The sequence below is a fragment of the Armatimonadota bacterium genome, from assembly GCA_013359125.1.
In the GTDB taxonomy this organism is placed as follows: domain Bacteria; phylum Armatimonadota; class Fimbriimonadia; order Fimbriimonadales; family GBS-DC; genus JABWCR01.
Map to the genome: position 1 here is coordinate 1 of JABWCR010000011.1, position 13,670 is coordinate 13,670.

General features: G+C 59.2%; 16 protein-coding genes. 8 read left to right on the forward strand and 8 right to left on the reverse strand.

Annotated elements, in window-relative coordinates:
• Positions 1 to 936 (reverse strand): hypothetical protein (locus HUU60_06525; GenBank protein NUL82364.1); only part of this gene is annotated, 936 nt, incomplete at its 3' end.
• Between the two features lie 151 nt (positions 937 to 1,087).
• On the opposite strand from HUU60_06525, the gene HUU60_06530 reads away from it, so the two are divergent.
• A complete protein-coding gene (locus tag HUU60_06530) occupies positions 1,088 to 2,896 on the forward strand; it encodes a hypothetical protein (protein ID NUL82365.1) in 1,809 nt (602 codons plus the stop codon).
• Positions 2,897 to 2,904: 8 nt separating this feature from the next.
• On the opposite strand, the gene HUU60_06535 is transcribed toward HUU60_06530, so the two are convergent.
• Positions 2,905 to 3,621: an HNH endonuclease gene (locus tag HUU60_06535; protein ID NUL82366.1), complete on the reverse strand. Its 717-nt coding sequence runs from the start codon at positions 3,619 to 3,621 to the stop codon at positions 2,905 to 2,907.
• Positions 3,622 to 4,028: 407 nt separating this feature from the next.
• On the opposite strand from HUU60_06535, the gene HUU60_06540 reads away from it, so the two are divergent.
• Positions 4,029 to 4,283: a hypothetical protein gene (locus tag HUU60_06540; protein ID NUL82367.1), complete on the forward strand. Its 255-nt coding sequence runs from the start codon at positions 4,029 to 4,031 to the stop codon at positions 4,281 to 4,283.
• Positions 4,284 to 4,471: 188 nt separating this feature from the next.
• On the forward strand, positions 4,472 to 5,038 hold the full coding sequence (locus HUU60_06545; protein NUL82368.1) for a peptidylprolyl isomerase: 567 nt from the start codon (positions 4,472 to 4,474) through the stop codon (positions 5,036 to 5,038).
• Here the strand turns inward: HUU60_06545 and HUU60_06550 are convergent.
• A complete protein-coding gene (locus HUU60_06550; protein NUL82369.1) occupies positions 5,035 to 5,529 on the reverse strand; it encodes a CoA-binding protein in 495 nt (164 codons plus the stop codon). The two genes, HUU60_06545 and HUU60_06550, sit on opposite strands and share 4 nt — an antisense overlap.
• Before the next feature lie 107 nt (positions 5,530 to 5,636).
• Here HUU60_06550 and HUU60_06555 point away from each other — a divergent pair, with 107 nt between their 5' ends.
• Positions 5,637 to 6,569 carry a metallophosphoesterase gene (locus tag HUU60_06555; protein NUL82370.1) on the forward strand — a complete coding sequence of 311 codons (933 nt, stop codon included), beginning with the start codon at positions 5,637 to 5,639 and terminating at the stop codon, positions 6,567 to 6,569.
• Here HUU60_06555 and rsmI read toward each other — a convergent pair.
• Positions 6,566 to 7,228 carry a 16S rRNA (cytidine(1402)-2'-O)-methyltransferase gene (gene rsmI, locus HUU60_06560; protein ID NUL82371.1) on the reverse strand — a complete coding sequence of 221 codons (663 nt, stop codon included), beginning with the start codon at positions 7,226 to 7,228 and terminating at the stop codon, positions 6,566 to 6,568. The genes HUU60_06555 and rsmI overlap by 4 nt on opposite strands.
• A 31-nt stretch (positions 7,229 to 7,259) precedes the next feature.
• Between rsmI and HUU60_06565 the strand changes: the two genes are divergently transcribed.
• Positions 7,260 to 8,051, forward strand: a complete 792-nt coding sequence (locus tag HUU60_06565) for a tryptophan synthase subunit alpha (protein ID NUL82372.1) — start codon at positions 7,260 to 7,262, stop codon at positions 8,049 to 8,051.
• On the opposite strand, the gene HUU60_06570 is transcribed toward HUU60_06565, so the two are convergent.
• From HUU60_06570 to HUU60_06580, 3 genes are read right to left on the reverse strand one after another with little or no spacing between them, the layout of a single operon-like run.
• Positions 8,026 to 9,204 carry a molybdopterin molybdotransferase MoeA gene (locus HUU60_06570; protein NUL82373.1) on the reverse strand — a complete coding sequence of 393 codons (1,179 nt, stop codon included), beginning with the start codon at positions 9,202 to 9,204 and terminating at the stop codon, positions 8,026 to 8,028. The genes HUU60_06565 and HUU60_06570 overlap by 26 nt on opposite strands.
• Positions 9,205 to 9,216: 12 nt before the next feature.
• A complete protein-coding gene (locus HUU60_06575; protein NUL82374.1) occupies positions 9,217 to 9,489 on the reverse strand; it encodes a hypothetical protein in 273 nt (90 codons plus the stop codon).
• Positions 9,490 to 9,492: 3 nt separating this feature from the next.
• Complete coding sequence (locus HUU60_06580) at positions 9,493 to 9,732, reverse strand: hypothetical protein (GenBank protein ID NUL82375.1); 240 nt, start codon at positions 9,730 to 9,732, stop codon at positions 9,493 to 9,495.
• 63 nt (positions 9,733 to 9,795) lie between these two features.
• Between HUU60_06580 and HUU60_06585 the strand changes: the two genes are divergently transcribed.
• From HUU60_06585 to HUU60_06595, 3 genes are read left to right on the forward strand one after another with little or no spacing between them, the layout of a single operon-like run.
• Positions 9,796 to 11,004 carry a DUF1080 domain-containing protein gene (locus HUU60_06585; GenBank protein NUL82376.1) on the forward strand — a complete coding sequence of 403 codons (1,209 nt, stop codon included), beginning with the start codon at positions 9,796 to 9,798 and terminating at the stop codon, positions 11,002 to 11,004.
• A complete protein-coding gene (locus HUU60_06590) occupies positions 11,001 to 11,657 on the forward strand; it encodes a biotin--[acetyl-CoA-carboxylase] ligase (GenBank protein ID NUL82377.1) in 657 nt (218 codons plus the stop codon). The genes HUU60_06585 and HUU60_06590 overlap by 4 nt, the downstream gene beginning before the upstream one ends.
• The gene (locus HUU60_06595; protein ID NUL82378.1) at positions 11,654 to 12,676 is read left to right on the forward strand and encodes an N-acetyl-gamma-glutamyl-phosphate reductase; all 1,023 of its coding nucleotides are present in this window, start codon (positions 11,654 to 11,656) and stop codon (positions 12,674 to 12,676) included. Before HUU60_06590 ends, HUU60_06595 begins: the two co-directional genes overlap by 4 nt.
• Here HUU60_06595 and queG read toward each other — a convergent pair.
• Positions 12,657 to 13,670 (reverse strand): tRNA epoxyqueuosine(34) reductase QueG, encoded by a 1,014-nt coding sequence (gene queG / locus HUU60_06600; protein NUL82379.1) that lies wholly within the window; start codon positions 13,668 to 13,670, stop codon positions 12,657 to 12,659. The genes HUU60_06595 and queG overlap by 20 nt on opposite strands.

Consider the following 13,670-nt stretch of genomic DNA (forward strand, 5'->3'; position numbering starts at 1 on the left):
GACATAGACGGACCGAGCTGTTGCGCAGCCGTCCGGTTTTGGGAGAGAGACTAGGAGAATTCGAGGGTACTCGTTCCCCAGATGCTCGATTTGGCTAGGGGGCAGGTTCGCGAACTGAAAGCGATTTTGAACGGGATCGTATGTCTCGAAGGTCTTCGTTTCGTTGGACGGGTTAGTGGTCTGTAGACCGCCGACGATCTGAACCTGGCCGCTCGGCAAGACGGTCGGCGTGGGATACCATCTCTTTTCGATCATGCCTACACCCGGATAACCGTCGCCAGGCCCCCCGAGTATCCCCGACCAGCCGTAACTTGCACCGCTAGCCCATCCGGCAGCCGTCCAAGTGAAGGCGGCTCGTATGCCATGGATCGAATTATCCGTGTCTTTTTGTTGCCCGCCGGCCACGAAGAGCTTGCCGTCCGGAAGGTTGGCGTGTCCGCTGCAGAAGATGTTGCCGTCGTTAAGAAAGTCGGTAAGACTCGGAATTGGGTCAGGACAGAACGTAACGTAGCCGTAGCGCCGTCTGGCCGTTTCGAAGATCGAGTCGCCGCTCCACAAGAGGAGAGGCGTATAGTTGGGCCGGGCCACCCCGTCGTTCCATGTTGGATTCACGCCCACGCCCCAAAGCAGGACGCTGCCCCTTGGAACCGTCTGCCCCGACGCTTGCCAAGTCTGCGGCGCTACCACCGCGTGAATGCCGTAAGTCTGAGACTCGGCCATGTCGTAGAACAACGGCCTATTCGGGTACGGCGGCGCAACGTCATAGTCGGTCGTCATCCCGCTGCCGGGCGGCACGTTCGGTCTAAAATAGACCCTCCGCCACCGCGCGGGCGTCTCCTCTCCCTCTAGCGCAGGGCTGAGAAAGCTCCAACTGCCCGCCTGGGCCAGCGCTTCGGCACAGAGGAAAATAAAGAGCGGTATGAACGATCGTTGCATGTTCACCGTTGCCGCCTCATCGTTTCAACTTAGCGATATTGTACGCCGCATCTCGGCTCCTTGACTCCATCGCTGTCAGACTGTTCGCCAACGCCGTCTAAGACAGGTTATACTTTCTTGGGGGTATCGCCCCTAGGAGAGGAGACCCGATATGCTATCGATCTGTTTGAGCTTGGTAGTTTTGGCGAATGCCGATGTAACCATAACCGCGTACGACGCCCAGACGCACCAAGCGATACGAGGCGACGCGATCGTACAATCCGCCGATGGCGAACATACCGTAAGGCTGGGCGAAACGATCAAAACCTCGGGCGAAATCGTGGTCGGCGTCCTAGCCGAAGGCTATCATCCCTCAATCTCGGCCTTTGCGCCCGATGGCGAACTGCGCATCGCCTTCTACCTAGAACCCAAAAATCCCCCGGTCGAAACCACCCATCAATGGATCGACGCGCGCCGCAGCCCTGGCGGCAGCCTCGTAATGGGCTTCCTGACGGACCAAGACACCGGCGCCCCTATCGCTGGCGCCCTTGTAACATCCGGTGGACAGAAAACCCATAGCAACGAGAACGGCTTCTTCTGGTACGTCGCGCCCGCAGGCAACGGTTGGGATACCGTCCGCATCGAGCATCCCCGCTACGCAACCCTCACAAGAACCTCTATCCCCGTCTGGCCGGGCGGAGACTGGACTATGCGCATCCGACTAACCCCAGGCTCCGGCAGCATGATCGATCGCGAAGCGCACAACTTGATCGAACCCAAAAAGGAGAGCGCGGCGCCCAACGACGACGCCGGAATTCAAGTCGCCTCCGTTGGCTTCCCGCTCAACATCCGGGTAGGACGCAACTGCCCAACGTCCCGAACCTGCACCACGGTCGAGGTGCATCCCATGGAGAACTACGTCAAGCGCGTGCTCGCCTCCGAGTGGTACTCCTGTTGGGGCAGCCTGACCAACGGCATGAACTCGCTGAGGGCGGGCGCCGTCTCCGTGCGCAGCTACGGCCTGTGGTACGTCTACAATCCGCTCGACGCCAACTACGACATCTGCGACACCACCAGCTGCCAAGTCTTCGGAACCAGCACCTCCACCAACGCCAATAACGCTGTCGATCAAACGCCCCGCTACATCTTGCTCCTATCTTCTGGCACCGTGGCGCGGTCGGAATACTCGGCGGAGAACAACAACTCCGGCTGTGGCGACGGATACACCGGCACGGGCACATCATGGCCTTGCATAGCCGACCCTGTCTGCACGGGCTTTTCCAGCTTTGGGCACGGGCGCGGGCTGTGCCAATGGGGCTCGGCGCGATGGGCGGCCGGCACGCGAATCTTGACCTCGTCTCCCTGCGCCGCGGGCACGACGCACGGACACGGAACCAAGACCTGGCAACAAATCCTGGCGCACTACTACCCGCAATACACGCTGGTGCAGGCGGCTTCGGCCACCCTCAACGGTGTTACAAGCGTACCCTTCAATGTTAAGCGCGGAACGCGCCCCCGCCTCGATTTTAGCCTGACCGCGACAGAGGCCTTCCCCCTAATGTTAGGCGCATCGATCCGGCCTTCCAGCGGCGGCAGTTACGTGTCCGATCCGCCCAACGACCGCAAGTTGACCGTTCCGGCGGGCGCGTCCGTACAGCCCAGGCTCTTTACCGTTCCGGCCAACCAGCCGACCGGTCTGCACGACGGCCTGACCGCGCTCTGGTTCGACCGAAACAACAACGGCCTGATCAACACGGGCGACATCGTGCTCTCGTCGGCCAACTATACGGCGCTGATGAACGTGCGGGTGAACGTAGCGGGCGATGTGGACTTTGACGGCTGCGTGGACGACATCGACCTTTCGCGCGTCTTGTCGGCCTTTGGCCAAAGCGGCGTCCTGCCCGAAGATCAAAACTACGACGGCATCGTCGACGACCTCGACCTGGCCATCGTGCTGTCTAACTTTGGGGTGGGGTGTTAGAGGGGGTTCTATGGCTTATAAAGCACAGTTCGTTCAATGTGCTTGTTGATTGCCAACGGCTCGACCCTTCCGTTCGGGAAAGCAAACGCAAGGGTCGCATAGTCGAAAGGGGCCAAGGTCTTGTGGACTACAGTATGGTGATTCGGGCAGAGCAGAATCATGTTCTCCAAACTGTCGTCTCCGCCCCTCGAAAGATAAACAATGTGGTGCGCCTCGCTTGCCTCAACGCCATAAACGACACGACCATCAAAGCCGCACAGCTGGCACTGGTCGCCATAAAGACGGCGCAATTTATCTACTAACGATCGATCTTGAGCAGCCGCCATCAACTCGTCTGTTCGAGCGTCCGAATACTGCGCAGACGACTCTCTCAGCACAGATTGAAGCCGCTTTTGCCCTAGATAGACCGCCATCTCTAAAATCCGCTCATCCGGTACGGCTCTTGCACGCGGTTCCAGCGTGAGACGCTCCGCAAACTTCTCCAGCAAAATAGACCCTTCGGGCTTTACCGACCTAATCGACTGAAACCGCTGAGGCAAGCTGTAACGGTTGCTACCCTCTGCGTTGCCGGTATCAAGCGGCAAGAGTCGAACTAGATCGAACAAATCGTTCTGATCTTGGTCGTCGACCCGAAAGTACGTCGATTTGCCAACGTCCCCCATGACCCGATATGGCCCGTACTTGTACCCAGGTCTGTTGATCGTTTTGGCGGCGACCACCAACATGGCCGCCAAGCGATACTCAGTCTGGCCCGTGGCGCCGATCACCTTGGTGAACAGCCAAAGCCTCTCGCCGACATTGATCCGATTGTGAAGCGCGGGCTGCCTTGAGTTGTAATGAAAGCCCGCCCCGCGTTCCAAATCCGGCCAGTAATTGTCAGGATGCCAATAGGCGATCAAATCCATGGTCTGGCGAATTATACAGCGACCTGCCTGCAAAATGAGAATGTCAGAGCGCAACGTCCGTCTTCGGACCATCCACATAGCCGGAGAACGGCTTTGAACGGGAATCCGCAAAAATGTAGCACAAAACTGAGCACGAATCGACCCCTTGTCAAACCCCGTGCGGAATACCGGCTAAGCCTATAGCCCGCCTCAAACCAATAATCAATCCTGAGGCGTTCGGACGCAACTTGGCCGAGATTCACAAGGAAGTGAGGGAACCAGACATGGCGGGGCGAGAACTGAGGGTGGTGCGGCTCCTCGAGCCGGAGCTGTGCATGAACTGTCGATTTGCGCACATTGCCAACGTCGAAATGACCGACGGGCGCGTGCAGCGCATGCTCTATTGCAGAAGGCTGGATTGCGACAACTGGGACTACGCCTCGGCGGAACCTGCGGTCAAGGTGGACTGGTCTAACGAAGCAGAAGATTATGAAGCCCGTTAAACGATGGATCCGTAGAATGGCCGAACGAAGGGCGCCCAGACTGAAAGCCGCTTGGGAGCAATGGGCCGAGCCGGCCGTCCTTGAACCCGAACTTCAAAGGATTACCCAGGCTGCAGAGAAATTCAAGCAAACCGTCCGAAACGCTCGACCGTCTATTCGACAGCGCAGACGGGTATAACAGTGTCGAAATGAAGCGGTTATCCACGATCGTCGGTCTCGTTCTATTGGCGGCGCTCTTGCTCTTCCCCCAGGGTTGCGGCGGCATCGGCGGTCAGATTCCTCTGGGCAACCGAGTTCGATTCACCATTGCCGGCAAAGGCGACATCGTGATGGTCTTGTACAAAGATCACGCCCCCAATACGGTCGAGAACATGATCACCTTGGTCAATAACAGGTTCTACAACGCCATCAAGTTCCATCGCATCGTGCCCGGGTTTGTCGCACAGGCGGGCGACCCCAACACCAAGTCCCTGGACTTGGACGATAACCGTATCGGCACGGGCGGGCCGGGATACACTATCCCGTTCGAGGAGAACAGTCTGCGACACTTGCGCGGGTCGGTTTCTATGGCTCGGCGAGAGGGTCGCAACACGGCGGGCAGCCAGTTTTTCATCTGCTACAACGATCAGCCCACGCTCGATGGCGACTATTGCGTGTTCGGACACGTGATCGAAGGCATGAACGTAGTGGACAGTCTAGTCCGAGGGGACATTATCCTGCACGCGGTGGTCGAAGTCGGCGAATGGGTTGATTAACGGCCGCGACGGCTGGAGATCAGCTCGGTGTTCATCCCCACCCAATGAAGGCTGCCGTTAAAGCGCCCGTGCTCGATCTTTAAGCAGCGATCCATCACGACGTCCATGCCCGCGGCCTCGGCAATCAGCGCCGCCTCCAGGCTGACCACGCGCAATTGCAGCCATAGCGCCTTTGCGCCGATCTGTACTGCGTCGCGGGCGATCTCGGGGCATTGATCGGCTCGGCGGAACACCTCGACCACATCGGGCGCCTCGGGCAGCTGCAACAGGCTCGGATAGCATTTTTCGCCCAAAATCTCCGTTTCGTTCGGGTTGACAGGGATGATTTGATAACCCTCGTGCTTGAGATACGAGGCCACAAAGGAGCTGGGCCTTTGCGGATTGCCGCTAAGCCCGACAATGGCAACTGTTTTGGCAGTCGCTAGGATGCGTCGAATGGTGTCCGGGTTCTGATACTTCTCCCTCTGTTCGGGTGTCAGAACGGAGTTCATCGTAAGGCTGCAGGCCAGGCTTTCGGTCGCGCTCATAGTCAAAGGGGAGTCTACCTGTTGCCCGGCGCAGGAAACCCAAGGAGGAGTATTGAACCATTATCCCCATGATCACGCGAAGAGAACTGCTCAAAGGAGCCTTGGTAACCGCCGCGGCGACCATCCTGCCCATCGACTTGAAAGCCGCTCAGCGAAAGCGGGCTTTGCGAATCGCCCACCTCACCGACATACACGTTCAGCCCGAATTGAATGCCGGGCCGGGCATGGCGCACGCGCTGAAGCATGCCCACAACCTTAAGGACAAGCCGAATCTCATCTTAACGGGCGGCGATCTGATCATGGACTGCTTTGCAACGGGATACGATCGCGCCAAGCTTCAATGGGACCTGTTTATGAAAGTGCTTGCGGACAACACGAATCTGCCCGTTGTGCACTGCATCGGCAACCACGACGTTTGGGGCTGGGACAAGCGCGAGAGCAATGCCGACCATGCTTCCAAAGCCGTCAAAAAGTGGGCGACCGACCTGCTGAAAATGCCCCGCCCCTATATGAGCGTCGAGCGAGCTGGATGGAAGATGATCGTGCTGGACAGCACGCATCCTAACGGCGCAGGCTACATTGGAAAGTTGGACGAGGAGCAGTTCGACTGGCTGAAACAAGAGTTAGAGCGCACGCCCGCTAGGACGCCCATTCTGATTCTCTCGCACATCCCGATTCTGTGCGCTTCGGCCTATTTTGACGGCGATCTGGCCAAGGGCGACAACTGGCAGGTGCCGGGCTCATGGATGCACATCGACGCCCGCCGGATTATCGAACTGTTCGTCAAGCATCCAAACGTCAAGGTTTGCCTGAGCGGCCACATTCATCAATACGACAAGGTGGAGTATCGCGGGATTACTTTCCTCTGCAACGGCGCGGTGTCGGGCGCGTGGTGGAAAGGCGATTACATCGGCACGCCGCCGGGATACGGGGTGGTCGATCTCTATGACGACGGCACGGTCGAAAATCAATACATCCTGACCGGTTGGAAAGCCGCCAGCTAGCGACCGATAACGACCGTGAACTCGCCCTTTTGGTCAGGGGCCGAGAACTTTTCGACGGCCTGCGCCAGCATGCCGCGATAGATCTCCTCGTGCTGTTTGGTCATCTCTCGGCAGACGGCAACCGGTCGGTCGCCCAAGGCTGATAAAGCGTTGGCCAGCGTCTTACCAATACGATAGGGCGACTCAAAAAAGACGACCGGCCCAGGCTCGTCCTTATACTGTTCGAATATTGCCCGCTGTTGTCCGTCCTTGCGCGGCAAAAACCCTAAAAACCGATAGAACTGAGCCGCGAAGCCCGATACGGAGAGCGCCGCCGAGACCGCGCTGGGGCCGGGCAACGGCGAGACGGTCAAGCCTTCCGAAAGCGCAGCCAGGACCAGTTTTGCTCCCGGATCGGAGACGCCCGGCGTGCCGCCATCGGTAATCAGCGCGATCGTCTCGCCGTTCCGAAGCCGCTCGATCAATGATTCGATCCGGCTCTCGGTCGAGTGTTCGTGGAAGCTGATCAACGGCGTCTTGATCTCGTAGCGAGCGAGGAGTTTGCGGCTGTGCCGGGTGTCTTCGGCGGCGATCAGGTCGGCCTCTTGAAGCGTTCGCAGCGCGCGCAGGGTCATGTCCTCCAAGTTGCCGATTGGTGTCGCGACCACATAAAGGGGCATGGCCGAGTTTACCTGGGGTAGACTTGCCGCCATGATCCGCGAGCGGTTTGAGGCCTGTCGACAAAAGGCAGAAGGGGCTCTAATCGTCTATGTAACCGCGGGCGATCCGAACCTAGAAGCCCTGCCGGACATCTTGCAAGCCGTCGATCAGGCAGGCGCGGATTTGATCGAGGTCGGCATCCCGTTCAGCGACCCTCTGGCCGATGGCCCCATTATTCAGGCCGCCGCGCATAGGGCGCTGCAAGCAGGCGCAACCTTGCAGCGAGTATTGCAAACGATCGCCGCGCGTTCGGCTTCCATCTCTGCGCCCCTCATTGCCATGACCTATTACAATCCGCCGCTTCAGTATGGTCTCGAACGGTTTGCACGCGAGGCTTCAGAAGCAGGTTTCGCGGGCGTCATCATGACCGACCTGCCGCCGGACGAAGCGGGCGAATGGTTGTCCGTGAAGGGCGACTTGGACCCCATATTCCTGCTCGCTCCGACCAGCAGCCCGGAAAGGATCGAAAAGGTCGTCCAGTTCGGCGGCGGCTTTGTCTACTGCGTCTCTCGCACTGGCGTAACGGGCACGACCGAAAAACCCTGGGACGAGGCAAAGGCCCTGGTCGCAAGGACGCGCTCCATGACCGATCTGCCGCTGGCTGTCGGATTCGGAATCTCTACGCCCGAGCACGCGGCCGAGATCTGCCAATTTGCCGACGGCGCGGTGGTCGGTAGTCGCATTGTGGAACTGATCGCTCGAACGAACGACTGGTCGCAAGTATCGAACGAAGTCTCGCGGCTTAAGAAGGCGACCGTTAAAGCAGCAGCGCCTCCGTCTTAGCGCCCTTTGGCAAGGGGCTGCCGACCGGTACGACCATGAGCGCATCGGCCATGACCAGCGCTGTTTGAGCGTGCGACCCTTGATGCCCCGCCGAGGTCGCCACCAACCCTTCTTCCGTCAACTGCAGACGCACACGAGCATACTCCTCGCGTCCGTGCGGATCGGGAAAATCCTCGCCCGCGATCACCGGGGCGCGGCGCAGGTGCACGTTGGTATGACCGGCCAATTTGCGCAGCGCCGGTCGAACAAACAGATGAAACGTCGCGAACGCCGAGACCGGATTGCCAGGCAAGCCGAAGAAGAAAGCGTCTCTCACTTTGCCGAATGCAAGCGGCTTTCCGGGTTTTACGGCAACCTTGTGCAGTGCGATCTCGCCCAAACGCTCTACGGCGCTCTTGACAAAGTCCCGATCCCCTACCGACGCGCCGCCGACCGTAATCACGCAGTCTGCGCTCTGGGCAGCCCGCTCTAACGCTTCAATGGTGCGATCGAGATCGTCCGGCGCCCGCTCTATCAGCGTTACTTTGCATCCAATTTGTTCGCAAAGCGCTTGAAGCATCGGCGAATTGCTGTCCCTGATTTGACCAAAATCTGGGCTGGTCTCGATATCCGTCAGTTCGTCGCCTGTGGACACGATTGCGATTCTCGGTCGCGCGCGCACCGGGACCTCTCCGTATCCATGCGTAGCTAACAGACCGATCATCGCCGGCGCGATCTCGCTGCCTTTTGAGGCAATGAGCGTACCGGCGCGGAGTTCTTCGCCCCGTCTTCGAATGTTTGTGCCCGAACGCAGCGCCTCATTGACGATGAGAGCATCGTCCTCGATGACCGCGTCTTCCTGCATCAAGACGGCGTCGGCGTTGAGGGGAATCGGCCCGCCGGTATAGATTCGCGCGGCGCATCCGGCTTCAAGTTCAGTCATCTCGCTCGCCCCGGCTGCAACGACTCCAACTAACGTCAATTTGCCAGGAAGATCGGCCGTCCGCACCGCGTAGCCGTCCACGGCCGAGTTGTCGAAAGCGGGCTGATCGAGCGTTGCGGTTAAGTCCGTCGCCAACGCGCGACCAATGGCCTCAGAAAGGGAGCAAATCTCCGGCTCGAGGGGTGCAACAGATTGAAGAATGAGCTGAATCGCCTCTGGGACGGTCAGCATGATTCTGGCGACCTACTCGTTTTCTGGCTCTAACTCCAGGCCGCCAAAGCCCTCTTCGTCATCGTCATCGGTGTCGCCGGTTCCAACCTCCAAGGCTTCCAAGCCGACCTCGATCGGCTCTTTTGCCTCAACTTCATCTTCTTCTGCCAGCAGGTCGGCCTCGGGCGATGCCCATTGGCGAGGATGTCTATTTCTACAGGTTTCGCAGACGAAGGTTACCTTGACGTCGGACAGCCAGGCGGGTACTTTTGAAATTGTGCTGCCGCATTCGGCGCATAAAGCCATTCTCTACTCCTCCTTGGGAGCCGACTTTGACGCCTTGGCGGCCTTATCGCGCAGATACTGCTTGTGCGACATAATGCCGTTGATCACCATGATCGCCGCGGCGACAAAGTAGTAAAGCGTTAACTTCGGATCGGGGGCCTGACCGGGATCGACGATCGAGGCATTGCCTCTGGCCAGCCCGATCGTGCCGATCGCGACCAGCACGACCGCGATCCAAAAATAAGTGTTCTTCCACCAGCCCATAAGGATGGAGAGTATACCTGACCACCGACAGGATAAAAGGGCGTCAGAGCGAAACTCAAGCCTATGCGCTGTTTCGTCGCTCTTCTAATCTGCGTTGGGATTAGCGTCTGTCAGTCTCCTAAGCCGATCTTTGACGGCCGATCCTTGACCGGGTGGAGATCGCCGGATAAAAGCGGCCAGCCTTACTTTGTAGAAGACGGCGCCCTCGTCTGTCCGCCGGGCGGAGCGCGGCTGTTCACAGAAGAAACGTATGCCGACTTTGCGCTTCAACTGGAGTTCAAAATGCAAAGCGGCGGCAACAACGGCATCGCGATCAGAACGCCGTGGGGCGGACATGCCAGCACGGAAGGCATCGAGATACAACTCTTGGACGACGACGCGCACAAGAACGCAGGGCCGACCGAGATTTGCGGCGCGGTCTATGGCATCGTTGGCGCAAAGCGAGGCGCCTCCAAGCCTGCGGGGCAATGGAACCGTATCGAGATTCGCGCTCAAGGCAGACGCATTGCGGTCGTTCTGAACGACAAGCCGATCGTCGATGCAAACTTGAACGAGGTCGCGAACCGCCGCCTGTTGGCAGAGCGACCCGGTTTCTTGCAGGAGCGCGGACACATCGGCTTTCTAGGCCACGGCAGCCGCACCGAGTTTCGCAACATCCACATCGCACAGTTGCCTCCCTCGCCGCCGGATGGATTCGTCAGTTTGATGAACGAGCGCCATTGGCAAGGCTGGATCGGCCGCCTGCCCGATATTGAGGCTATGAGCCCGGCTGACCGCGCCAAAGCACAAACCGAAGCCGATGCGGTCATGCGCGAAAATTGGAAATTCGTCGATGGCGAACTCCGCTACACGGGCAAAGGCCGCAACCTCGTCAGCGCCAAGGAATACCGCGACTTTGAACTCGTGATCGATTGGAAGATCTCGACGGGCGGCGACAGCGGAATCTATCTGCGCGGCTCGCCCCAAATCCAGATATGGGACAACCCGGTCGGCTCGGGCGGCCCGTTCAACAATGCCAAAAACCCCAACAACCCCAGCAAGAAAGCCGACAATCCGCCAGGAGAGTGGAACCGATTCAGGATACTCCTCATCGACGACCGGGTTACGGTCTTCTTAAACGACCAGCTGATCGTTAAGAACGTCCAGTTCGAAAACTATTGGGACAAAGAAAAGCCTCTGCCCGAATCGGGCCGGATCGAGCTTCAGCACCACGGAAATCCCTTGACGTTTCGCAACATTGCCATCCGCGAGATAGCGCCGACCAAGCCGTGACCGGGCTGCGGTTGGCCGAGGTCGATTCCACCCAGCGTATCGCCGCGGAGTTGGTCCGAGCGGGCGAACGAACTTATCGATACGTGCTGGCCGATCATCAAACTGCGGGGCGCGGGCGACGCGGCGCGATCTGGCACAGCCGCCCAGGTTCCTCATTCTGCGCGTCCTTCATGCTGTGGAGACCGTTCGAACCGAGGGTCCTGCTGGCGGCCTGGGCGGCGCTGGTTGCGGCAGAGAAGTTGCCATTGGCCGATGTGCGTTTAAAATTCCCCAACGATCTGATGCTCATGGAGCGCAAACTGGGCGGATGCTTGGTAGAGATGTGCGGCGAGACCGCCATCGTTGGAGTTGGGATCAACCTTCGAATCGGCGCCTGTCCGCCTGATTTGGGCGTTAGTTTGGAAGAGGCAGGAGCTTTCGTCGATCCAGTGGAATTGGCCGAGGCGATAGCCGACGGGCTGGAGGCTGCAGACAAAGACTGGATCGAGCGTTGGCGAGCGCGGGACTGTAGCGCGGGTAGACGCTATCGGGGCCAAGAGACTGGGCAAGAGGGCGTCGCGCTGGGCGTGGACGAAGCCTTGCGATTGGTTATCCAGGCCGATGACGGCCAAGTCGTTTCCACCCATTTGGCCGAAGGTACAATCGACCGATGATTAGGACGATCGTGGTGGGCGCGACCGGATATGCCGGTTCGGAACTGACGCGCCTCCTGATCGGCCACCCCGAAGTCGAGATCGTCGCGCTGACTTCTCGCTCCGAGGCTGGCAAGCCTCTGGCCAGTCTGCTGCCTCAATTCTCCGGCGCTCCCCTGCCCGAGCTGACGACCTTTGACCCGAAGAGCGTCCGCGCGGACTTGGTCTTTCTAGCCACCGAGAACGGCTACGCCATGACCGTCGCCCAGGACATCCTCTCTCAAGGCGCCCGAATAGTGGACCTCTCTGCCGACTTTCGTCTGCACACGGCTAACGATTACAAGGATTGGTACGGCCTCGACCACGCCGCGCCCGATCTGCTGGAAGAAGCGGCCTACGGCCTTCCCGAATTGGCCGATAGATCGATGCTGAGCAAGGCGAGAATCATCGCCAATCCTGGCTGCTATCCCACGGCCTCTGCGCTGGCGCTGGCGCTCATGGTCCGCGCAGGATTGGCCAAGCCCCAGACGCTCCTAATCGACGCCAAGTCCGGCGTTTCTGGCGCCGGTCGGGCCAGAATCGAGGTCGATTATCTCTTTACCGAATTGACCGAAAGTTTCAAAGCGTACGGCGTCCAAAAGCACCGCCATACCATCGAGATCGAGCAGTCTCTAGGCGTTGAGGCCCTCCGATTCACCCCTCACTTGGTTCCCATGAAGCGGGGGATCTTGGCGACCTGCTATGCTCGTCCCAGCAAGAGCGCAACTGCCGATGAACTGCACGCTCTTTACAAAGAGGCGTATGCGAACGAGCCGTTCGTTCAAGTAAGGCCTCTGGGCCAGTTTCCAACCACGAGAGAGGTCGCGCACACCAACCGATGCGACATTGGAGTTTGGGCGGACGAGCGGGCCGAATGGCTGATTGCGATCTCGGCGACCGACAACCTAATCAAAGGCGCCGCAGGGCAGGCGGTGCAAAACATGAACCTAATGTTCGGCCTGCCGGAGACGACCGGTCTGCCTATTGTTGCTCCGGTCTGATCTCTAACGCCCACCTCGCTGCATCTCGCACGCCCTCGTCCTCATCTTCGGTCAGCGCGCTCAGACGGTCTCTCAAATCTGGCCGATTCTTGGCTGCAATGGCTCCGTTTCGTACAATCCCGGCGCGCTTGGCCCGTTTGATGGCCGAGCCTTGAAAACGCGCGCGAAAATCCTCCTCCGAAAGCGCAAGAATCTGCTCGAGCGTCATGTCTAACGGTTCAGAAGCGATCTGCTCGTCGGTCGCTGGCGCCGCTCGCATCGGTTGCGAAGCGCGGGCTTGGTTGAACGGGCAGACGTCTTGGCAAACGTCGCAGCCGAATATCCAATCGCCCATCTTTGGCTTCAACTCATCGTCTATGGGGCCTCGGTGTTCGATGGTCAGATAACTGATACAGCGGCTCGAATCGACGCGATAAGGTTCCACAATCGCTCCCGTCGGGCAGGCATCGATGCAGGCGCGGCACGTTCCGCAACCGCCGACGGCAGGCTTGTCCGGCTCCAATTCCAGCGAAGTCAGCATCACGCCCAAGAAGAACAGCGACCCCCGCTTCGAGTCGATCAGGCAACTGTTCTTGCCGTACCAGCCGATGCCCGCAAGCAGGCCCAAATCCCGTTCTAAGATGGGCGCCGAATCGACGCAGATGCGATAGTCGGCCTCAACGCCTATGGCTGCTTGAACCCTTCGGAATTTTTCGCGAACGACCTTGTGATAATCCTTGCCCCATGCGTATTGGGCGATCCGATGCTCCTTGCCGCGCGGTTTGCCCTGAGCGTAAGAAAGCGCGGCCACAATGGCGCTCTTGGCCGTAGGCAAAAGGCTCTTTGGGTCGGCCCGTAGCGCCTTCCATCGATGCATGTAGCCCATCGTCGCGGCATAACCGTCCGCGAGCCATTGGTGGAACTTATCTAAGTTGGGCGGCGCGTCGACCGGCGCGATGCCCGCCTGATCAAAGCCTTCCGCCAGGCAGGCATCGATCGCCCTCTGCTTGAGCAC

Bases quoted from the DNA above. Each gene is read 5' to 3' on its own strand.
- HUU60_06530 (NUL82365.1), top strand. From the start codon at position 1,088: ATGCTATCGATCTGTTTGAGCTTGGTAGTTTTGGCGAATGCCGATGTA.
- HUU60_06535 (NUL82366.1), bottom strand. From the start codon at position 3,621: ATGTTGGTGGTCGCCGCCAAAACGATCAACAGACCTGGGTACAAGTAC.
- HUU60_06545 (NUL82368.1), top strand. From the start codon at position 4,472: ATGAAGCGGTTATCCACGATCGTCGGTCTCGTTCTATTGGCGGCGCTC.
- HUU60_06550 (NUL82369.1), bottom strand. From the start codon at position 5,529: ATGAACTCCGTTCTGACACCCGAACAGAGGGAGAAGTATCAGAACCCG.
- rsmI (NUL82371.1), bottom strand. From the start codon at position 7,228: ATGCCCCTTTATGTGGTCGCGACACCAATCGGCAACTTGGAGGACATG.
- HUU60_06565 (NUL82372.1), top strand. From the start codon at position 7,260: ATGATCCGCGAGCGGTTTGAGGCCTGTCGACAAAAGGCAGAAGGGGCT.
- HUU60_06570 (NUL82373.1), bottom strand. From the start codon at position 9,204: ATGCTGACCGTCCCAGAGGCGATTCAGCTCATTCTTCAATCTGTTGCA.
- HUU60_06575 (NUL82374.1), bottom strand. From the start codon at position 9,489: ATGGCTTTATGCGCCGAATGCGGCAGCACAATTTCAAAAGTACCCGCC.
- HUU60_06580 (NUL82375.1), bottom strand. From the start codon at position 9,732: ATGGGCTGGTGGAAGAACACTTATTTTTGGATCGCGGTCGTGCTGGTC.
- HUU60_06585 (NUL82376.1), top strand. From the start codon at position 9,796: ATGCGCTGTTTCGTCGCTCTTCTAATCTGCGTTGGGATTAGCGTCTGT.
- HUU60_06595 (NUL82378.1), top strand. From the start codon at position 11,654: ATGATTAGGACGATCGTGGTGGGCGCGACCGGATATGCCGGTTCGGAA.